Below are 19853 nucleotides of genomic sequence, written 5' to 3' on the forward strand. Positions count from 1 at the left end.
TCTACAACCTAACGCAGTCCAACAAACTAAACCTAAGAACATGCGTTAATGGTTAACCCTCAGGTTGCCCCGTTCGTCGGAGACAACCATGAATGCGGCGGTAATCAAATGCGAACCTTCGGGTGTCTGTATATCGTAGGCGACGGAATAACGCTTCCCTGGCCGAAAAGCATAGTCGAATACCGGCATGCACCTCCCCGGCTCAACGAAGAAAACGTCATTATCGATAGCTTTAATGAGCTTATCGCCTGATTCGCTATAAATCTGAACGAAGCGAATATTATCCCCTGCCTTCATAGAAGAAAGAATGCAGACATGGTTATCTTTGGCAGTGACGACGGCGGGGAAGCGCGGAGTCAGCTTATCGCCAGGCCCCGGACAGCCGACCAGGAGGCAGGCCGTGAATAGAACCAAATATTTTTTCATGCTCCCCTCATCCCTTAATAATTTTTTGATAAAGTGCATGAATGTCACGCAAACTATCGGTTCCCCTGTACTTGCCCACTCGTCCAGGACGTTGATAATAACGCCACGTTTCAATACCATAAACCAACAGCAGCCAGTAATCAGCAAAAATCGAAGCTTGTTGCTCCAGCGAGTAATCAGTAATTTTATTCTTATCAAGACGATAGTTGTACTCAGCCGCCCAACTAAACAACCCACGCATTCTTACCCATTGTCCATGCTGATGCTGCCATACATGCCCCAACTCATGGATGAAAAGATGTTTTTCTTCTATCAGAACCGTGTTATCAGAAAAATCGTCTTTATAGAGTTCCCTCCGTAACCATAACTCGCCATTAGGTGCCATGGCATAACTTCTGTTTTGTAAGCCAAACGGGAAATAGCTATCACAGTGTATCCATACACGACCATATATAATTGAGCTTCCATATATATGGCGAGCCAATTTAATTTCCCCCATGGTCATACGTCGTAACGTCCCTTCCTCGGCTAATGCGTTCATTTATCCCTCCTTGAATTTATCAATATCCTAATGCTTTTCTAAAATGAATCTATACATGAACGCTTAAATGGTTTAATTTGGCACAATCCATTTATAACCTGAATAATTTGCAGAAAAATCCTCATCGATTTTCTATAATTAATTAAACGAAAAAAACATATTGCAAATACCTTTGTAGTAGCCGCGGTCAGGATACCCTTATCCAGCCCCCCTGCATGATTCGCTTCGCAGCGTCATCCGGGTAATGTATAGTCCGCGTTTTACGGAGATCCCATGCTGACTAACTCATCCATTCGTTTGAACAAATACATTAGCGAGAGCGGTATCTGCTCACGCCGCGACGCCGATCGATACATCGAACAGGGCAACGTTTTCATCAACGGTAAACGCGCCACCGTTGGCGCCCAGGTATTTGCCGGCGATGTGGTAAAGGTTAACGGTCAGCTGATCGAACCGCGCAATGAAGAAGATCTGGTGCTGATCGCGCTGAATAAACCGGTCGGCATCGTCACTACCACCGAGGACGGCGAGCGCGACAACATCGCCGACTTCGTCAACCACAGCAAACGCATCTTCCCGATCGGCCGTTTGGACAAGGATTCACAGGGGCTGATCTTTCTGACCAACCACGGTGACCTGGTCAACAAGATCCTGCGCGCCGGCAACAATCATGAGAAAGAGTATCTGGTGACGGTCAACAAGCCGGTGACCGACGAGTTTATTCGCGGCATGGGCGCCGGCGTGCCGATGCTGGGCACCGTGACCAAAAAGTGCAAGGTGAAGAAAGAGGCGCCGTTCGTGTTCCGCATCACGCTGGTCCAGGGGCTGAACCGCCAGATCCGCCGCATGTGCGAACACTTCAGCTATGAGGTCACCAAGCTGGAACGCACGCGCATCATGAACGTCAGCCTGAAAGGGTTGCCGCTGGGCGAGTGGCGCGATCTGACCGATGACGAGCTGATTGAGCTGTTCAAGCTGATTGAAGGCTCTTCGTCCGAGGCTAAACCGACGAAGAAAGCCCCGGCCAAATCTGCCCCGGCGAAAAAACCGAACGCCGGCGGGCCGAAAGGCGCCGACAAAGCCGCTGCGCCAGCCGGCCGCAAGCGCTTTACCCAGCCAGGGCGCAAGAAAAAAGGGCGTTAACGCCCTTTCTCCCTCGCTCAGCCCGCCTTTGCGCGGGCTTTTTCATCATAAAAGTCAGCCACAGGCCGCCACTGCGTTCTCACCATAAAAAAGGCCCGCATCAAGCGGGCCTGCAAGTACCAGAGAAGTCTGGAGGAAAAAATCAGAACGACCAGCGCAGGTTGGCGTTGACCGAATTAACGCGAGTATCGGCGCCAAATTGCCCCTGATAGCCGACATCCAGCGTCGCGGCGTGCGACAGCTTCACGCTCACGCCGATATCGCCCACCATCACGTTGTCATCCACGGCCTGGCCCTGCGTGATGAACGCGTCGCTGCCGGCAAACGCCATGCGCGATGAGGTGTTCTTATCGCCGTAGGCATGTTGCCAGCCGAGCGAGCCGTAAAGGCTGACGTTCTTCGGCAGTTCGGTCACGCCACGCACCCCGAGCGTAGAGTAGAAGGTGTTCATCGTTTCATTGCGCACGCTCAGCGCCGCCGCGCCACCCGACTCCTGGAAGCTGTCGGTATGCAAACGGATGTAGCTCAGGTTGATGAACGGTTCGACGTTCATCTCCGGCTGACCGAAACGGTAACCCGCTTCAGTGAACGCCAGCAGCGAGTTCGCATCGTAATCCGACTTCAGCCGATCCGAGAAGCCGCTGAAATCGACGTTGCGCTTGCCTTCAATCTTGTGCCAGGTGTAACCCAGCGCGCCGCGCAGCGAGAACGCATCCTGCTGCCCGGCCGCATACAGGCCGAGGTGGTAGTTGTCGGTATCGGCCTTGGAACGGCGGCTGTCGACGTCGTAGTCGCCGCGGCTGTAACCAAAGTAGCCGCCGATGCGCACGTTATGGTCCGCCAGCTTGCGATCCGCGCCCAACAGGAAGCCGGTGGTGTTGCCATCCAGCTTGCCCACGTTGCCGTTGCCGCTGTTTTTGCCCCAGGAACTGAAGGTTTGCCCCCAAACGCCGCTGTTTTGCGCCTGCGCCGGTTGCACCAGCGACATCGCCAACGGCGGTATCGGCAGGCTGTCATTGTCGAACAGGCGCAGCATGCGCTGGTTCAGCACGTTGAACAGCTGGGTGCTGCCGGCGATCAGGTTAGACTGCATCGACGGATAGACTTCACCGGACAGCTGATTGAACGCCTCGCGCGCTTCCGGCGCGCTCAGCAGCAGCAGCGAGTTATACAGCGCCAGCGAAGGGCCGCTCTGCGCCAGCGTCGAGAGCGCGCCAGCGGTATTCCACTGGTTGCCGCTCTCGGCCACCGTTTGGAAAATGCCCGGTTTGCCGCTGCCTGGATTCTCGCCCCCCGGATTTTCACCGCCTGGGTTTTCTCCGCCCGGATTCTCGCCGCCTGGATTCTCTCCCCCTGGGTTTTCCCCGCCCGGATTCTCGCCCCCTGGATTCTCACCGCCTGGGTTTTCCCCACCCGGGTTCTCGCCGCCAGGGTTTTCACCGCCCGTGTCTTTCTGCGCGATGGTCAGATCCACGGCGTTGGCGCTGTGGTTCAACGCCACATCGAGGAAGGCGGACTTGGAAACCGCCGACGCGAACTGGCCGTCAATGCCGCCGTCCGAGGTCAGAATGCGGTAGCTTTGGCCGGTTTTATAGCTGGTTTGCGGATCCAGCGCCGTAACCTGCACCTTGGCCTGATCGCTGATGGTGGTTTTGCCCGCCACCAGCAGTTGATCGCTGCGGCCGTCGCCGGCGATATCGACGTCATAGAAGGATTCGCCGATAAAGTTCAGGTAGCGTTTCAGCGTCAGCGTGCCGATATTGCCGTCGCCGGGCGAGATATGGCCGCCGGACAGGATCTCGGTCTGGCCCAGCGTGCCATTACCACCCAGCGTGCCGCCGGCCTTGATCGACGCGGCGCTGCTGTAGCCCAGCCCGTTATTGACGTCGGTACCCGCCGTCGCATTGAGGATCAGCGTGCCGCCGTTCTCGGCGCTGAGAGTTTGGATCTCGAAGATATCGTCTTCTTTCTGGGTGTTGATGTCGCTGGCGATGATGAGCTTGCCGCCGCGCGCGGTGACGTTCGCCTGCAGGCCAGTGAGATCGCCGTTCAGCGTCGTGTGCCCGGCGGTGTTGATCACCTCGCCTTCGCCGCTCATCTTGTTGCTGAAGACGTAATTGCCGTCGGTATGGTTAAAGTACACATAGCTGCGGAACAATCCGCCCCGCAGGGCGATCGCCGTCTGGGCATCGATAGTGCCTGCAGCGCCCGCCGCGCCGAGCGTCGGCTCGGTCAACCCGGTGCCGGTATCCATGTTGCCGCGGCTGCCGATAATCAGCGCGCCGCGGTTAGAACCGGAACCGGTCTTGCCCAGCACCACTTCGTTGCCGCCGGCGGAGAATGTCCCGCCGTCCATGACCGCCAACACGCCATTGCCGTAATCGCCGACGTTGACGCTGCTGCCGCTGGTAAACCGTGAGCCGCTGCCGGCGATCGTCAGCTCGGCGGTTTTACGCGCGCCGGAGACGCCCGCCACCTGAATATTACCGACGTTGACCACGCCGCCGTTCAGCACGTCCAGATCGCCGTAAAGCGTGAGCGCACGGCCGACGTTCCATTGGGAATTAGCCCCCGTGACCGTGGCTTTCGGGCTCAGCATATCGCTCTCGCCCGGCCCGCTGCCATTGCCGATGCGTGCGTCAAAGGCGGTATTCAGCACCGCGCCGTCTTCAATCGCCAGCGTGGATCGTGCCCCTAAATCGGTGCCGACGCTGAGAAAATTGCTGGTGACGCGAGAACCGGCGCCGGTGGCGATAAGGTGGCTGTCATAGCCACGGGTGGTGCCGACCACGATCTCTTTCGCGCTGGCCAGCGCACCGTCTTCAACCCGCAAGGTGCCCCGCCCCAGATTCAGGCCGCCACGCAGCACGAACTGATCGTTCACCGCGTTCAGCTCGGCGTTCGGCCCGCGGACCGTGACTACGCTGTCATGAATTTGGCCGTTGAACATCCGGCCAATATTGATGTTATAGGCGCTGATCTTGCCATTCTCGATCAGCAGATTGCCGCTTTGATTGCGGCCGACGTAAACGTCCCCGGTGTAGGCCAATGATTCGGTAATTTTTGAGTCGCCGTCAAAAATGGCATCGTCTGCGCGAGCGATATCGGCGGGCGCCAGCATCAACAGCGGCGCAGAAAATAGAGCGAGGTAAAGTTTGGAAAGCGGTGTACTAACCGCTAAAGGGTGCGATGTCTTGTCATTCACGGGCTATCTCCGTACTCGTTAGCGTGATGTCGCGAAATTTATTGTTATAGGAAAACTCAATACACTAGAGGAGGTGTGAGGCGTTATTTCGCGCACGCCGGTTTAGTGATCGTCGAAGCAAAAGCTTATTGCCCCCCGGCGCTGACGCTCCGACGATGGAAAACCAGGAAGCGGCAATACCGCCCCCGAAGCGAATTATTTATGCGTGACCACCGGCGTACAGGTCGGCGCGCTCAGCGACGGCGACGAACCTAAAATTCCCGGCATCATCAGCGACGAGCAATCAAAAATACGGCCTTTTTCCGTGGTGGCGCGATAAGAAAGTTTTTGGCCGCCCAGCGCATCTGGCTGTGCGCCATTGACGTTGGTCACGGTAATTTCGTCCGATGAGCCCAGGCCCAGCATTTTGGCGGTTTCCGCCTGCAGTAATGGAATGGCCTGATCGGTTTTCAGGGTGGAACAACCGGCTATCATCATCGTAACGGTTAAAGCGATAAGTGGTTTCTTCATAAATTATCCTTTATAACCAATCAGTTAAAATTACCGATTAGCTTTATGTTTTCTCTTATCCAAATCCTCGAATAATATATTTCCCTTTCCTAAACGAAAAAACCCTCCTAAAGTAGGGAGGGTTGATAATAATTCATCAGACCTATCTGATATTTGAAGGCGAAAGGAGAATCCTTTGGGGCAGGATTATGCGTTGGTCGTTGATGACCATCCATTGGTAGCAAGCGGTATCGCCAATTTTCTCAGCACGCATTGCCGATTCAAACAGGCGCATGTGGTGACCAATGAAGAGAATTGCTACCGCCATATTAGGGAAAATGGCCCACCGCGTTTACTGGTGATTGATTTTTGGCTCTCTTCCGGTACGGCGTTGAAATTACTCAAAGAAGTAAAACAACGTTATCCGCAGGTGCGGATTTTGGTGGTCAGCGGCGACGAGAATAACAATATCTGGCAGAAAGTGCACAATGCCGGCGGGCATGGGTTCGTGTTAAAAAATGAACCGCCAGAATTATTCGCCAGGGCGGTTTTTGCGCTGAACAATAATCAGGAATGGTTCCCAGAAGGCAATGAAGCCGCCATTAAAAACAACCATGACCATTTAAATAAATTCAATTTAACGCCGAGGCAATTAGACGTATTAACTATGATGCTGCGCGGCCTGCCAAATAAAAGAATTGCGACGCAACTGTCTATTTCCGAGCCGACCGTCAAAGAGCATATCAGCAATATATTGAAAAAGATCGGCGTCAACAGCCGAGTGGAAGCCATCACGCTGTTGCACGGCAAACGGGATCCGTCGTCATGAGGTTTTTCCAGCATTTACAAAATGATGGCATCTCCCCACGCGCACAGATCCGCCTGCTGGACAACACCTTCATGCGGCTGGTGTTCAGCTTCACCGCCGTGCCCTTCGTCGGCATTCCGTTCGCCATCTGGATTTATTTGCTGGGTGATGAACTCGGCCCAACCATTACCTGGATCATCGTTTACCTGCTATGCGCCGTGGCGATCCGAATAGGACATCGTCGCTATCTGCATGAGGCCAAAGAAAATGATGAAGACACCGTGCTGCGCCGCTGGCTGCCGCGCATTAATAAGGTGGCGTTTATTCACGGGTTGGGGATCTCATCACTCTATTTAATTACGCCGCAGACCCATAACTTTGACTTTTTCCTGCTGCTCAATATCAGCATCGCCGCGATCGTCGCCGCCAACGCAACGCACCTGACGCCCGTCATCAGCACCTTTACCCGCTTTTTCTTCGCCTCCTGGGGGCTGCTGAACCTCGGCATCATCTGGCGGCTGGAAGACGTGATGTTCATCGTGCTGATGCTGAACTTGTTGTACGGCTTTGCCATTTACCGCCACGCATTAACCTCGCATGCGTTCTTTATTCAGCAGGCGCTGCTCGAAGAGCAAAGCTCGCGCCTGGCGGAGCAGTTCCGCCAGGCTAAAGAAGAGGCGGAACAGGCGCTGTTGGACAAGAACCAGTTCCTGACCACCGCCAGCCACGATCTGCGCCAGCCGGTGCACGCCATGGGTTTTCTGATCGAAGCCATCATCCACAAAAACCGGGACGACAGCCTGACGCCGCAGCTGCTGGATCTGCAACAAAGCGTGCGTTCGGTGCATTTGATGTTCAATTCACTGCTCGATCTCAGCAAGATCGAATCCGGCAACGTGCGCACCGCCGCCACCCATGTGGATATCGGCGCCCTGCTCGACTCGGTAGTCACCCTGTTCCGCGAAGAGGCCAACAGCCGCGCCCTGGCGCTGCGCACCTGGCGGCCTAGACGGCGTATCAGCGTGATGGGCGATCCGCTGCTGGTGCGGCAATCGCTGATCAACCTGATCCAAAACGCCCTGCGCTATACGCAACAGGGCGGCGTGCTGATCGCCATCCGCCCACGCGGCCCCGAGTGCCTGGTGGAAGTGTGGGACACCGGCGTGGGCATCGCCGACGAAGAGAAAAGCAAAATCTTCTCCCCTTACTACCGCCCTGAACTGGCGTGGAAAATCGACAGCGCCGGCCACGGGCTGGGGCTGGCGGTGGTGGCGCGCTGCGCCAAACTGATGAAAGTGAAGTACGGCATGCACTCCGTCGAAGGCAAAGGTTCGCGCTTCTGGATGCGCTTCACGCAATACAGCGGCGAAGACAAAGCGCCGGACACCGCGGCCGCCTACGACAACACCGCCACGCCTACCCGCTATGCACCACTGCGCGGCGCCTGCCTGGTGGTGGACGACGATCCCTTGGTGACCTCCGCCTGGGAGAGCCTGATGAGCACCTGGGGCATCACCGTGCGCTGCGCGGCTTCCGCCGAGGAAGCCTTCGCCATTGTCGAGGACGGTTTTACGCCGTTCGCCGTGCTGTGCGATCAGCGCCTGCGTTCCGGCGAGAGCGGTTTCGACATCCTGAAAGCGCTGTTCGAACGCCTGCCGGACGTGAGCGGCGCGATGGTCAGCGGCGAGTTCAACTCACAGATATTGCAAGAGGCCGAGCAGGAAGGCTATCTGGTGCTGCGCAAGCCGCTGGAGCCGGCCAGGCTGCATGCGCTGCTGACGCAGTGGGGGGCCGGCTAGCGCGAGGCGGTGCCTTAGCGGGCAAGATGCCGCAGCAGGCCTTCAAGGTTGCGCTCCCCCTCCGGGGTTTGCGCACCGGCCTTCAGCCCACCGCGGATCAACCGCTCCGCGGCCGGGCGTGCGAACAATCCCGCCCAGGCGTCGTGCTCGCGATAAAAACCGGCCTGCAGATCCGGTGCAGGCATCGCCTGTTTGGCCGCCGCAATCACCCCCGCAGGCAATGCCGCGATATTGTGCGCTAACCGCTCGACGAAATCATCCAGCTCGGCGGCAGGCAAGGCGCGGTTAATCCAGCCGTAGCGTTCTGCGGTAGCGGCATCGATGAGATCGGCGCCCAGGATCACTTCCAGAGCGCGGCCGCGCGTCATTCGGCTCGTCAGATACTGCGTCGCACCGCCGCCGGGCGTAATGCCCATCAAGGCCTCGCACTGGGCCAGCCCCGCCGCTTCCCGTGCCGCGAAAGCCATATCGGCCGCCGCCACAAACTCGGCGCCACCGCCGCGCGCCAGCCCGGCCAGCTTAACGAGAGTGACCTGCGGCTGGCTACGCAGCAGCTCGCCAAACGCCTGGAACGGATTTAGCCCCTCCGGCGCGTTGCTCGCCAGTTCGTCGAAAGCGTGCGGCTCATCGATCAAGGTCATGTCGACGTGAGCAATAAAGAACGCTGGGTTCGCGCTCTGGAACACCAACACCCGCGTATCCGGATCGTCACGCACCGCGAGCAATAAACGGCTGATTTCCGACATCAGCGCCACATCAAGCACGTTTACCGGTGGGTTATCGATAGCGATCGTCATCACGCCGTGCGCATGAGACAGCCTGAGCTTGCTGAAATCTGTATCTGTCATCTCAATGTCCTTTTACCTGGGGTACAAGTGCGGGTTTTTCACGCCGTGTGTCGAATGGTATACTTTGCATACTTGGCGTCAATTACGCACCTTAAGCATCCCAGGGATGCAGGAGGATACCGATGGATACGACCGACCTTGTTTACCGCGCCGACTGCCCAAGCCGCATCGTCCTCGATCAGATTGCCGATAAATGGTCCATGATGGTGCTGGAAGTGCTGCGTGAGCCGCAGCGCTTCAACGCCATCAAACGCCGTTTGGATGGCGTCACGCAACGCGTGCTGACCCAGACGCTACGCAAGCTGGAACGCAACGGCATGGTGCATCGCAAAGTGTTGGACGGGCGGGTGCTTGGCGTCGAGTATTCGCTGACGCCGCTCGGCAAATCCCTGCAGGGGCCATTCTCGATACTGTTCGACTGGACGCTGGGGAATATTGAGGCGATTCAGGAGTGCCAACGCAAGTATGATGAGCAAGGCGAGTGATGCGATCCCCCATAGATAGGTTCAGAGAGATCGAGCATGGCCGCGTTCTTTTTAACGTAACCGATGGTCTCTACTTTCTTCATGCCCCCAGGCGCTATCAATCATCCCAAGGTCTGAACATAGGCCATATTTAGACCACAAACGATGTTCGGCTTTACTTATGGCTGACAACAGGCAGAAAATGTTTGGTCATATAAAGAAAAACCCTCTGTAAAAACAGAGGGTTTCAGTCACTTCGGCCTAGTTACGAACAGGCTGCGGGAAGTGTCAAATCACTCCCACTCGATCGTCGCCGGCGGCTTGCCGCTGATGTCGTACACCACGCGAGAAATGCCGTCCACTTCGTTGATGATGCGGTTGGAGACGCGGCCGAGGAAGTCATACGGCAGGTGCGCCCAGTGCGCGGTCATGAAGTCGATGGTTTCTACCGCACGCAGGGAGACCACCCAGTCGTATTTGCGGCCGTCGCCCATCACGCCGACCGAACGCACCGGCAGGAACACGGTGAACGCCTGGCTGACTTTGTTGTACAGGTCGGCTTTGTGCAGCTCTTCGATGAAGATGGCATCGGCGCGGCGCAGCAGATCGCAGTACTCTTTCTTCACTTCGCCCAGCACGCGCACGCCCAGACCCGGGCCCGGGAACGGGTGACGGAACAGCATGTCGTACGGCAGGCCCAGCTCCAGGCCGATCTTGCGCACTTCGTCTTTGAACAGCTCTTTCAGCGGCTCGACCAGGCCCAGCTTCATCTCTTTCGGCAGGCCGCCCACGTTGTGGTGCGATTTGATCACGTGCGCTTTGCCGGTGGCGGAAGCGGCGGATTCGATCACGTCCGGGTAGATGGTGCCCTGTGCCAGCCATTTCACCTGCTCTTGCTTGCAGGCTTCTTCGTCGAACACTTCAACGAACACACGGCCGATGATTTTACGCTTGGCTTCCGGCTCGTCCACGCCCGCCAGTGCGGTCAGGAAGCGGTTTTCCGCCTCAACGTGCACGATGTTCAGGCCGAAGTGGTCGCCGAACATTTCCATCACCTGCTTGGCTTCGTTCAGGCGCAGCAGGCCGTTGTCGACGAACACGCAGGTCAGGCGTTTGCCGATGGCCCGGTGCAGCAGCATCGCGGTCACGGAGGAGTCGACGCCGCCGGACAGGCCGAGGATCACGTGGTCTTCACCCACCTGCTCGCGGATGCGCTCGACCGCATCTTCGATGATGGTGGCTGGCGTCCACAGGGCTTCACACTGGCAGATGTCCAGTACGAAGCGCTCCAGCATGCGCTGGCCCTGGCGGGTGTGGGTCACTTCCGGGTGGAACTGCACGCCGTAGAAGCGTTTTTCTTCGTTGGCCATAATAGCGAACGGGCAGGTATCGGTGCTGGCGATGGTCACGAAGTCGGACGGGATCGCGGTCACTTTGTCGCCGTGGCTCATCCACACGTCCAGCAGCGGTTTGCCGGCCGGGCTGATAGCGTCTTCGATGTCGCGCAGCAGCGCGCTCTCTTTGACGATTTCCACCTGCGCGTAGCCGAACTCGCGTTCGTTGGAACCCTGCACATGGCCACCCAGCTGCATCGCCATGGTCTGCATGCCGTAGCACACGCCCAGCACCGGCACGCCGGCGTTGAACACGTAGTCAGGGGCGCGCGGGCTGCCGGCTTCGGTGGTGCTTTCCGGGCCGCCGGACAGGATGATGCCGCTTGGGTTGAATTCGCGGATCTGCGCTTCGCTAACGTCCCAGGCCCACAGTTCGCAGTAAACGCCGATTTCGCGCACGCGGCGGGCGACCAGTTGAGTGTATTGCGAACCGAAGTCCAGTATCAGGATGCGATGCTTATGGATATTTTGTGTCATGTGAGGCGAATTCCAGCAACAAGAGAAAAAGAGCGAAAATGTGTGTTTCGGGATGGGGCTTGGCGCCCCACCCCGGCCTCTCACTCAGGAGAGGTTAAGGCATCAGCCCATGCGATAGTTCGGCGACTCTTTGGTGATAGTCACGTCGTGCACGTGGCTTTCCTGAATGCCGGCGCCGCTGATGCGCACGAACTCCGCCTTGGTGCGCAGATCGTCGATGGTGGCGCAGCCGGTCAGGCCCATGCAGGAGCGCAGGCCGCCCATCTGCTGGTGCACGATGGCTTTCAGCATGCCTTTATAGGCGACGCGGCCTTCGATACCTTCCGGCACCAGTTTGTCGGCGGCGTTATCGGTCTGGAAGTAACGGTCGGAAGAGCCTTTGGACATCGCGCCCAGCGAGCCCATGCCGCGGTAAGATTTGAACGAACGGCCCTGATACAGCTCGATTTCGCCCGGGGATTCTTCGGTGCCCGCCAGCATGGAGCCGACCATCACGCAGGATGCGCCCGCGGCGATCGCTTTGGCGATGTCGCCCGAGAAGCGGATGCCGCCGTCGGCGATAACCGGGATGCCGGTGCCTTCCAGCGCTTCCACCGCGTCGGCGATGGCGGTGATCTGCGGTACGCCCACGCCGGTCACGATGCGGGTGGTACAGATAGAGCCAGGGCCGATACCCACTTTCACCGCGCTCACGCCGGCTTCAGCCAGTGCTTTGGCGCCCGCTGCGGTCGCGACGTTGCCGCCGACGATCTGCAGATCCGGGTATTTGGCGCGGGTTTCGCGGATGCGCTGCAGCACGCCTTCGGAGTGGCCGTGCGAGGAGTCGATCAGCAGGACGTCAACGCCTGCCGCCACCAGCGCGTCAACGCGCTCTTCGTTGCCGGCGCCGGCGCCGACCGCCGCACCCACGCGCAGACGGCCGTGCTCGTCTTTACATGCGTTCGGCTTACGTTCCGCTTTCTGGAAGTCTTTAACGGTGATCATGCCCAGCAGGTGGAAGCTGTCGTCCACCACCAGCGCTTTTTCTACGCGCTTTTCGTGCATCTTCTGCAGCACCACGTCGCGCGCTTCACCTTCTTTCACGGTGACCAAGCGATCTTTCGGCGTCATGACCGCGGTGACCGGCTGGGTCAGATCGGTTACGAAGCGCACGTCGCGGCCGGTGATGATGCCGACCAGCTCGTTGTCTTCGGTGACGACCGGGTAACCGGCGAAGCCGTTGCGCGCGGTCAGCTCTTTCACTTCCTGCAGCGTGGTGGACGGGGTAACGGTCTGCGGGTCAGTAACTACGCCGCTTTCATGCTTCTTCACGCGGCTGACTTCTTCAGCCTGGCGCTCGATAGACATGTTTTTGTGGATGAAGCCCAGGCCGCCTTCCTGCGCCAGCGCGATGGCCAGGCCGGATTCGGTCACGGTATCCATGGCTGCGGACAGCATAGGGATGTTCAGGCGGATGGTTTTGGTCAGTTGAGTGCCGAGCTCTGCGGTGTTAGGCAGAACCGTGGAGTGGGCTGGAACCAGGAGGACGTCGTCAAACGTCAGAGCTTCTTTAGCGATACGTAGCATGGGCAATATCTCACCAGGGTGGGCTGTGAAAAAGATAAAATATTGCCGCGGCATTATACAGAGCGGAATCGGTTGCCTCCAGCACTTTCTTACAAAAAGTCTTGATTACCTTTTTCAGCCATGTAGTATCGACCAATTAAGTGATTGTTTTGAAATTTGATCTGGGTCACATGTCGCTACCTGTTTCGCCTTCCATTTTTACCGTAAGCCGCCTGAATCAGACGGTTCGCCAACTGCTGGAAAGGGAAATGGGGCAGATTTGGCTCTCCGCCGAGATCTCCAACCTCTCCCAGCCCGCCTCCGGCCACTGGTATTTCACGCTGAAAGACGACCGCGCCCAGGTGCGCTGCGCGATGTTCCGCAACAGCAACCGCCGCGTCACCTTCCGGCCGCAAAACGGCCAGCAGGTCCTGGTGCGCGCCAGCATCACGCTGTATGAACCGCGCGGCGACTACCAGCTGATCGCCGAGAGCATGCAGCCCGCCGGCGACGGCCTGCTGCAGCAACAGTTCGAGCAGCTGAAACAGCGCCTGAGCGCCGAAGGGCTGTTCGATCAGCAATTCAAGCAGCCGCTGCCCGCCCCGGCCAAACGCGTCGGGGTGATCACCTCCGCCAGCGGCGCGGCGCTGCACGATATTCTGCAGGTCTTGCAGCGGCGCGATCCCTCGCTGCCGATCGTCATCTACCCCACCTCGGTGCAGGGCGCGGAAGCGCCGATGCAGATCGTGCGAGCCATCGAGGCCGCCAACCGCCGCGATGAATGCGACGTGCTGATCGTCGGCCGCGGCGGCGGTTCGCTGGAAGATCTGTGGAGCTTCAACGACGAACGCGTGGCGCGGGCGATCTTCGCCAGCCGTATTCCGATCGTCAGCGCCGTCGGCCATGAAACCGACGTCACCATCGCCGACTTCGTCGCCGATCTGCGCGCGCCGACCCCTTCCGCCGCCGCCGAACTGGTCAGCCGCAATCAGCTTGAGCTGTTGCGCCAGCTGCAGTCGCAGCAGCAGCGGCTGGAGATGGCGATGGATTACTACCTGGCGCAGCGCCAGCAGCAGTTCACCCGCATTCACCACCGTTTACAGCAGCAGCATCCGCATCTGCGCCTGGCGCGCCAACAGACGCTGCTGTTCAAGCTGCAGCGCCGGATGGAAGACGGCATGCAGCAACAGCTGCGCCTGGCCGCCCGCCGCAGCGAACGCGCCCAGCAGCGGCTGGCGCAGGTGCAGCCACAGGGCCGCATTCACCGCTACCAACAGCGCGTACAGCAGCAGGAATACCGTCTGCAGCAGGCGATGGAGCGCCAGCTCAACGCCTACCGCCAGCGCTTCGGCGTGGCCTGCAGCCAGTTGGAGACCGTCAGCCCGCTGGCGACGCTGGCGCGCGGCTACAGCGTGACGCAAACCCCGCGCGGCGAGCTGCTGAAAACCACCAAACAGGCGCAGGTCGGCGAACTGCTGAAAACCCGCCTGCAGGACGGCTGGGTGGAAAGCGAGGTGAAAACCATCACCGTCGCCAAAAAGCCGCGCAAGAAGCGCGCGACCGAGTAACCCCCCTACTCCAGCGTAAAACGCTCGCCCGGTTCGCCGTTCACCCACAGCGCGCGCGTTTCACCTTCCGGCAGGCTGAACGCCAGCGTGCGCCAGGCCGGGCGGAAACGCCCTTCCGTCGTGATATCCAGCATGATGCGCTGATTGTCGCAGCGCATTTCCCAGCGCAGCCACAGCGCATCGCCCTGCCGCCAGCCGTCGCTTTCACCGTCGTCCTCAAACAACAACCCACGGCTTGCGCCGCAGCCCTTGAGCGGAAACAGCCGCAGCTCGCGCCGATCGTCGGCGGCCACGTCCACATGCGCCAGCCGCTGCGACAGCGGCAGCGCCGCCCCGGCGCGCACCAGCAGCGGCAGACGCTCCAGCGGCGCCGCCAGCGTCACCGTCTGGCCGCCGCCGAACCACTGGCCGCTGTAGAAGCAGTACCAGCCTTCGCCGTTGTCCGGCAGATACACCGAACGGCGACGTTGCCCCGGCTCCACCACGCTGGCCACCAGCAGATCGCGGCCAATCAGAAAATCGTCGTTCTCGCCAAAGGTGCGCGCATCCTGTTCATGGTCGAGGAAGGTCGGGCGCAGCATCGGCTCGTCGTCCGCGCAGGCCTGCCATAGCAGGGTGTAGAAATACGGCAGCAGCCGGTAACGCAGATTGATCGCCTCGCGCACCGCCGGGGTGGCGGCCGGGTACATCCAGGGCTCGTTGACCGTGGCGTCGTCGTTCCAGGAGTGGATAGTGAAACGCGGATGCATCACGCCGTTTTGCACCCAGCGCACCAGCAGCTCCGCGTCCGGTTTGTCGCCGGAGAAGCCGCCGACGTCGTGGCCGAGGTTATACAGCCCGGACAGGCTCATGCCCAGCCCCATGCGGATGTTGTAGCGCAGCGTCTGCCAACTGGTGCGGTTGTCGCCGCTCCAGGTCTGCACATAGCGCTGCATGCCGGCGCAGCCGGAGCGCGAGATCAAGTACGGCCGCCGCTGCGGCGCGAAGCGCTGCTGGGCCTCCATCGAGGCGCGCATCATCAGCAATGGCATCACCGGTCGGATATGCTTGATGGCGATCGGCCGCCCGAAGCCGTGGCAGCGCGCTTCGCCGTCCCACACTTCGTATTCGTTGTTGTCGTTCCAGGTCGAGTCGATGCCCATCTCCAGCAGCTGCTGCGTGACGCCCTGCTGCCACCAGCGCACCGCCGCCGGGTTAGTGAAGTCGAGGTGCGATCCCTCGTCGTCCCAGAAGCTGGAACGTTCGGGCGCGTCGCTTTGCGAATCGCGGATAAACAGCCCCTGCGCCGCCACCGCCTGATACTGCGGGTGATCCTGCAGCAGGCATGGCTTGATGTTGGCCGCCAGCCTGAGGCCGGCGTCGTGAAACGCCTGGCTGAGCAGCTTGGGCTGCGGCACCTTGTCGTAATTCCAGTTGAACACGTAGCGCTTGTTGTTGATCGAGGTGTAGCCCGACGACAGCTGGAAAGAGTCGCAGGGTATGGCGTGTTGACGGCACAGCGCGATGAACTGCTGCAGCTGCTGCTGGGCGTCCGGCGCGTCGGTGTAGTGCATGGTCGAACCGCTGTAGCCCAGGCTCCACTTCGGCCCGAAGTGGGTGCGGCCGGTCAGGCGCACGAAGGCCTTGGTGACGTCCAAAACCTTCGGCCCGAGGAACAGGTAGTAATCCAGATCGCCCGCTTCGGCCTGATAGCGGCGGTAGGCCGCGTGGTAGTTGTCTATCTCGTTGCCCAGATCCAGCCAGCAGCTGCTCAGGTTATCGTAGAACAGGCCGAAGCTCGCCTCCGGCCCACGGGTGATGGTAAACGGAATGTGCTTGTACAGCGGATCGGTGCTGGCGGCGTTGTAGCCCATGGCGTCCAGATTGCGCATCTCAAAGCGGCAGCCGGTGCGTTCCAGATCGCCGGCTTTCTCCCCCAGGCCGTAATAGCGCTCATCGGCAAAACGCCGCTGGTAGTGCGCCACGCCGTCGCCGTGCGCATTGAGCAAGTAGGCGCTGGTCGGCCGATCCGCCGCCAGCGGCCGCCACTCGCCGGCGGCATTGCAATACTCCCACGCCAACCACAGCGGCTGATGCACCGTCACGCGCAGCAGCGGCGTGCTGACCACCAGCCGATCGCCCTCCCGACGCAGCTGATAGCCCGGCAGGCTGAAACCGGCGACGCTGAGCCGATCGCGCCCTTCCCAAGGCACATCCTCCTGCGGCGCGATGCTCCAGGTGCGATCCAGCGCCAGCCCGCCATCACGTTTGATCAACACGCGGAACAGACCGTCTTCCAGCACGTACAGGCAGAAACGGTGGCGTTCATCGACCAGCAGCTCGACGTGGTCCGCATGCTGCGCCGCCAATGTCCAATTTTTCAAGGTTTTCATAAATATTCCACTTAGCTGTGTGAAGGGGTTTTCTTACCGCCGCGCTCGGCAATCAGGGCGATCAGGAACAGGGCGCCGATCAAATCGAAGAAGCCCATCGCGATAAACAGCGGGTTAAAGCCGATGGTGTCGGATACTGCGCCGATCAGGAGCGTGAACAGGAAACTGGCGATCCAGGCGCTGGAGCCGCGCATGCCGTTCACCGTCGCCATTTGATTCTTATCGAACGATTCCACCACCAGGGCGCTGAGCATGCAGGAGATCACCTGGTGGCCGAATCCGCCGATCGAGATCAGCGCGATCGCCACATAGGGATCTTGGGTGATCGCGACAAACGCCAGCGACACCATCAGGAAAGCGCCGGTCACCGAGCTGGCGACCACCGAGTTAACGCGGCTGCAGCCGAACCATTTGCGGTACAGGGTGGTGAGATAGCCGCTGGCGACGCTGCCGATATCCGCCGCCAGGAACGGCAGCCAGGCGAACATCGCGATCTGTTTCAGATCCATGCCGCGTTCGGTGGCCAGGTACAGCGGCACCCAGAAGCTGAAGACCGCCCAGGCCGGCTCGGCGAGAAAGGCCGGGATGGCGATGCCGTAAAACTTCTTGTTCTTGCACAGGCTGGCCAGCGAGGTGAGAAACGGCAGCTTCGGCAACACCGGCTCGTTGTCTTCGCGGATCAGGTCCAGCTCTTGCTGACTGAGGTTCGGGTGCTGCTGCGGCGAATGGTAGAACAGCCACCACAGCACCACCCAAATAAGCGCCAGCCCGCCGGAGAACAGGAAGGCGCCTTGCCAGCCGAAGGAGACGTGAGCGATGACGATGATCGGCGGGGCCAGCATGGCGCCGATGGAGAAACCGACGCCCGCCCAGCCGGCAGCGATCGGCCGCTCCTTCTTCGGGAACCAATCGGAGATCGCCTTGGCGTTGGCCGGGGTGGCCGCCGCCTCCGCGCCCCCCATGAAGAAGCGCAGAATGGCCAGTTGCAGCCAGCTGCCGGCGCCGGCGTGCAACATGCATACCACCGCCCAAATGCCGGCGCAGATCAGAAAGCCCATCTTCAGGCCGATAACGTCGATCAGCCAGCCGCAGATCGGCTGAAACACCGTGTAGGCCAGCTGGAACGACGCCACCACCCAGGCATATTGCTCGGTGCTCATGTTCAGGCTGGTTTTCAGCTCCGGCGCCAAAATGCCCAGCGAGTTGCGGGTGATGTAGTTGACCGTGACGCCCAGCAAGAACAGCGCCAGCATCCACCAGCGCAGCGATTTGAACTTGCGCCGGCCGCTCTGCGCGACCGCCTGATTGATCTCCACACTCATCGGTTCTCTCCCCGCGGCCGCCGGCTACGGCGACGCGCGTTTTGGTAGGGTACGTTGCGCTATCAAACACGGGACGATGAAAACGGGTCGGCGCCGTATCATTGGCCGACAGACAATCACAACCCCATGATTTATTTTTTGTTTTCTTTTTCGCACACCGTTAAAATTGGACTGACAGGTCGGTAAAATTGGTGTACCAATGCAGACTACTCAGCGATAGCGCGCAGCGAAACGGAGTTTTTTGCAAATATTTTCACGGGTGGGTGAAAAAATAGCCATAATGGGCATGAAAGCCGGTCAAGACGCTGAAAATGCGCAGTGAAAATATTCTCATGGACGAATTTGAAGGAGATCACAAAATGAACGGAAAGCTGAAAATTCAGGAGATCGCTCGCCAAACCGGGTTGTCGATCAGCACCGTTTCCCGCGTGCTGGCGGGTAAGGCCAACACCAGCGCCGAGGCGCGCCGTAAGGTGCTGGACTGTGCGCAGCAAAACGGCATTCTGCAGGGCATTTCCAGCGGCCGGCTGATGCTGAACAACGTGATGGTGTTCGCGCCGCAGCGCGCGTTCGACGTGCGCACCGACATCTTCTACTACAAGGTCATTCAGGGCATTGCCGCCGCACTGATGGAGCACGAGGTGCGCATCCGCTACTGCGGGCTGGAAGAGCAACACAGCGACGGCGCGCTGTTTCTGGAAAAGATGAGCGACCCGCACACCGAAGCGGCGCTGATCATCGGCATCGACGACGAGCATATCCACACCCTGGCCGCCGATCTGCACAAGCCCTGCGTGCTGATCAACTGCAGCGATCGGCAGATGCGGCTGGACAGCGTCTCGCCGGATCATCAGCTGATCGGCGACTATTCCGCCAGCTACCTGTTTCAGCAGGGGCATAGCCATATCCTCAATCTGCAGTGTCTGCGCCGCCACACCATGGAGCTGCGGCTGGCGGGCATCCGGCAGGCCTACGCCCGGCATCATTTGCCGTTCGACGATGGCCGCCATCTGGTCACCACCTCCGGCTTCGGCAGTGAAGAGGCCGAGCAGGCACTGACCACCTATCTCGATGGCCTCCACGGCCACTCCCCGCTGCCGACGGCGATCCTGGCCGGCGGCGACTACATGGCGGTCGGGGCGGTCAAGGCGCTCAACAAGCGGGGGCTGAGCGTGCCGGGCGACGTCTCGGTGATGAGCACCGACGGCTTCAACCTGGCGGAAATCCACGATGTGCCGCTGACCTCGGTGCAGGTGCCGCGCGACGAATTGGGTTACGAGGCGATCCAGCTGCTGCAGCGGCGCATGCTGCGCGCCGACGCGCCGCCGTGCAACCTGCTGCTGCATGGCCGGTTGGCGGTACGCGCCTCGGTGCGGCGCATCAGTCCCCACAAGACCACCCCGGCGGTGAGCACGCATAACCACAGGCTTTATGACGAGTAGGCTACACTTA

At 59.6% G+C, this 19853-nt stretch carries 15 protein-coding genes; 6 read left to right on the top strand and 9 right to left on the bottom strand.

The window, feature by feature from the left end:
* Positions 1-45: 45 nt before the first annotated feature.
* Positions 46-426 carry a putative T6SS immunity periplasmic lipoprotein gene (locus GUC32_RS18565; RefSeq protein WP_033648952.1) on the bottom strand — a complete coding sequence of 127 codons (381 nt, stop codon included), beginning with the start codon at positions 424-426 and terminating at the stop codon, positions 46-48.
* A 7-nt stretch (positions 427-433) separates the two neighbouring features.
* Complete coding sequence (locus tag GUC32_RS18570; protein ID WP_072022355.1) at positions 434-967, bottom strand: type IV secretion protein Rhs; 534 nt, start codon at positions 965-967, stop codon at positions 434-436.
* Positions 968-1240: 273 nt separating this feature from the next.
* Between GUC32_RS18570 and rluF the strand changes: the two genes are divergently transcribed.
* Positions 1241-2110 (top strand): 23S rRNA pseudouridine(2604) synthase RluF, encoded by an 870-nt coding sequence (rluF, locus tag GUC32_RS18575; RefSeq protein ID WP_049204881.1) that lies wholly within the window; start codon positions 1241-1243, stop codon positions 2108-2110.
* Positions 2111-2252: 142 nt separating this feature from the next.
* On the opposite strand, the gene GUC32_RS18580 is transcribed toward rluF, so the two are convergent.
* Both GUC32_RS18580 and GUC32_RS18585 read right to left on the bottom strand, forming a co-directional pair.
* On the bottom strand, positions 2253-5315 hold the full coding sequence (locus GUC32_RS18580; protein ID WP_369435375.1) for an autotransporter domain-containing protein: 3063 nt from the start codon (positions 5313-5315) through the stop codon (positions 2253-2255).
* A 195-nt stretch (positions 5316-5510) separates the two neighbouring features.
* On the bottom strand, positions 5511-5825 hold the full coding sequence (locus GUC32_RS18585; RefSeq protein ID WP_025303891.1) for a hypothetical protein: 315 nt from the start codon (positions 5823-5825) through the stop codon (positions 5511-5513).
* Positions 5826-6000: 175 nt separating this feature from the next.
* Here GUC32_RS18585 and GUC32_RS18590 point away from each other — a divergent pair, with 175 nt between their 5' ends.
* Both GUC32_RS18590 and GUC32_RS18595 read left to right on the top strand, forming a co-directional pair.
* A complete protein-coding gene (locus tag GUC32_RS18590; protein ID WP_043138047.1) occupies positions 6001-6633 on the top strand; it encodes a response regulator transcription factor in 633 nt (210 codons plus the stop codon).
* On the top strand, positions 6630-8411 hold the full coding sequence (locus tag GUC32_RS18595; protein ID WP_336063621.1) for a hybrid sensor histidine kinase/response regulator: 1782 nt from the start codon (positions 6630-6632) through the stop codon (positions 8409-8411). The genes GUC32_RS18590 and GUC32_RS18595 overlap by 4 nt, the downstream gene beginning before the upstream one ends.
* A 14-nt stretch (positions 8412-8425) precedes the next feature.
* Here the strand turns inward: GUC32_RS18595 and GUC32_RS18600 are convergent, their stop codons facing one another.
* The gene (locus GUC32_RS18600; RefSeq protein WP_369435376.1) at positions 8426-9259 is read right to left on the bottom strand and encodes an enoyl-CoA hydratase/isomerase family protein; all 834 of its coding nucleotides are present in this window, start codon (positions 9257-9259) and stop codon (positions 8426-8428) included.
* Between the two features lie 122 nt (positions 9260-9381).
* Here GUC32_RS18600 and GUC32_RS18605 point away from each other — a divergent pair, with 122 nt between their 5' ends.
* Positions 9382-9744, top strand: a complete 363-nt coding sequence (locus tag GUC32_RS18605) for a helix-turn-helix domain-containing protein (RefSeq protein WP_025303895.1) — start codon at positions 9382-9384, stop codon at positions 9742-9744.
* A gap of 272 nt (positions 9745-10016) precedes the next feature.
* On the opposite strand, the gene guaA is transcribed toward GUC32_RS18605, so the two are convergent.
* Both guaA and guaB read right to left on the bottom strand, forming a co-directional pair.
* Positions 10017-11594 (bottom strand): glutamine-hydrolyzing GMP synthase, encoded by a 1578-nt coding sequence (gene guaA / locus GUC32_RS18610; protein WP_043138057.1) that lies wholly within the window; start codon positions 11592-11594, stop codon positions 10017-10019.
* Positions 11595-11696: 102 nt separating this feature from the next.
* Positions 11697-13160 (bottom strand): IMP dehydrogenase, encoded by a 1464-nt coding sequence (gene guaB, locus GUC32_RS18615; protein ID WP_033635581.1) that lies wholly within the window; start codon positions 13158-13160, stop codon positions 11697-11699.
* A 170-nt stretch (positions 13161-13330) separates the two neighbouring features.
* Here guaB and xseA point away from each other — a divergent pair, with 170 nt between their 5' ends.
* Entirely contained in the window at positions 13331-14707 is a 1377-nt protein-coding gene (xseA, locus tag GUC32_RS18620; RefSeq protein WP_127146622.1) for an exodeoxyribonuclease VII large subunit, read from the top strand.
* A gap of 5 nt (positions 14708-14712) precedes the next feature.
* On the opposite strand, the gene GUC32_RS18625 is transcribed toward xseA, so the two are convergent.
* Both GUC32_RS18625 and GUC32_RS18630 read right to left on the bottom strand, forming a co-directional pair.
* Positions 14713-17079, bottom strand: a complete 2367-nt coding sequence (locus GUC32_RS18625; RefSeq protein WP_127146621.1) for a TIM-barrel domain-containing protein — start codon at positions 17077-17079, stop codon at positions 14713-14715.
* Positions 17080-17090: 11 nt separating this feature from the next.
* Entirely contained in the window at positions 17091-18401 is a 1311-nt protein-coding gene (locus GUC32_RS18630; protein WP_033635583.1) for an MFS transporter, read from the bottom strand.
* A gap of 359 nt (positions 18402-18760) precedes the next feature.
* On the opposite strand from GUC32_RS18630, the gene GUC32_RS18635 reads away from it, so the two are divergent.
* Positions 18761-19843, top strand: a complete 1083-nt coding sequence (locus GUC32_RS18635; RefSeq protein ID WP_197791354.1) for a LacI family DNA-binding transcriptional regulator — start codon at positions 18761-18763, stop codon at positions 19841-19843.
* Positions 19844-19853: the final 10 nt, after the last annotated feature.

Source organism: Serratia sp. NGAS9 (assembly GCF_009905295.1).
Lineage (GTDB): Bacteria > Pseudomonadota > Gammaproteobacteria > Enterobacterales > Enterobacteriaceae > Serratia > Serratia bockelmannii.

Excerpts from the sequence above, each read along its gene's own strand:
- GUC32_RS18605 (WP_025303895.1), top strand. The coding sequence starts at position 9,382 with ATGGATACGACCGACCTTGTTTACCGCGCCGACTGCCCAAGCCGCATC.
- GUC32_RS18600 (WP_369435376.1), bottom strand. The coding sequence starts at position 9,259 with ATGACAGATACAGATTTCAGCAAGCTCAGGCTGTCTCATGCGCACGGC.
- guaA (WP_043138057.1), bottom strand. The coding sequence starts at position 11,594 with ATGACACAAAATATCCATAAGCATCGCATCCTGATACTGGACTTCGGT.
- xseA (WP_127146622.1), top strand. The coding sequence starts at position 13,331 with ATGTCGCTACCTGTTTCGCCTTCCATTTTTACCGTAAGCCGCCTGAAT.
- guaB (WP_033635581.1), bottom strand. The coding sequence starts at position 13,160 with ATGCTACGTATCGCTAAAGAAGCTCTGACGTTTGACGACGTCCTCCTG.
- rluF (WP_049204881.1), top strand. The coding sequence starts at position 1,241 with ATGCTGACTAACTCATCCATTCGTTTGAACAAATACATTAGCGAGAGC.
- GUC32_RS18570 (WP_072022355.1), bottom strand. The coding sequence starts at position 967 with ATGAACGCATTAGCCGAGGAAGGGACGTTACGACGTATGACCATGGGG.
- GUC32_RS18635 (WP_197791354.1), top strand. The coding sequence starts at position 18,761 with ATGAACGGAAAGCTGAAAATTCAGGAGATCGCTCGCCAAACCGGGTTG.
- GUC32_RS18630 (WP_033635583.1), bottom strand. The coding sequence starts at position 18,401 with ATGAGTGTGGAGATCAATCAGGCGGTCGCGCAGAGCGGCCGGCGCAAG.
- GUC32_RS18595 (WP_336063621.1), top strand. The coding sequence starts at position 6,630 with ATGAGGTTTTTCCAGCATTTACAAAATGATGGCATCTCCCCACGCGCA.
- GUC32_RS18585 (WP_025303891.1), bottom strand. The coding sequence starts at position 5,825 with ATGAAGAAACCACTTATCGCTTTAACCGTTACGATGATGATAGCCGGT.
- GUC32_RS18565 (WP_033648952.1), bottom strand. The coding sequence starts at position 426 with ATGAAAAAATATTTGGTTCTATTCACGGCCTGCCTCCTGGTCGGCTGT.
- GUC32_RS18625 (WP_127146621.1), bottom strand. The coding sequence starts at position 17,079 with ATGAAAACCTTGAAAAATTGGACATTGGCGGCGCAGCATGCGGACCAC.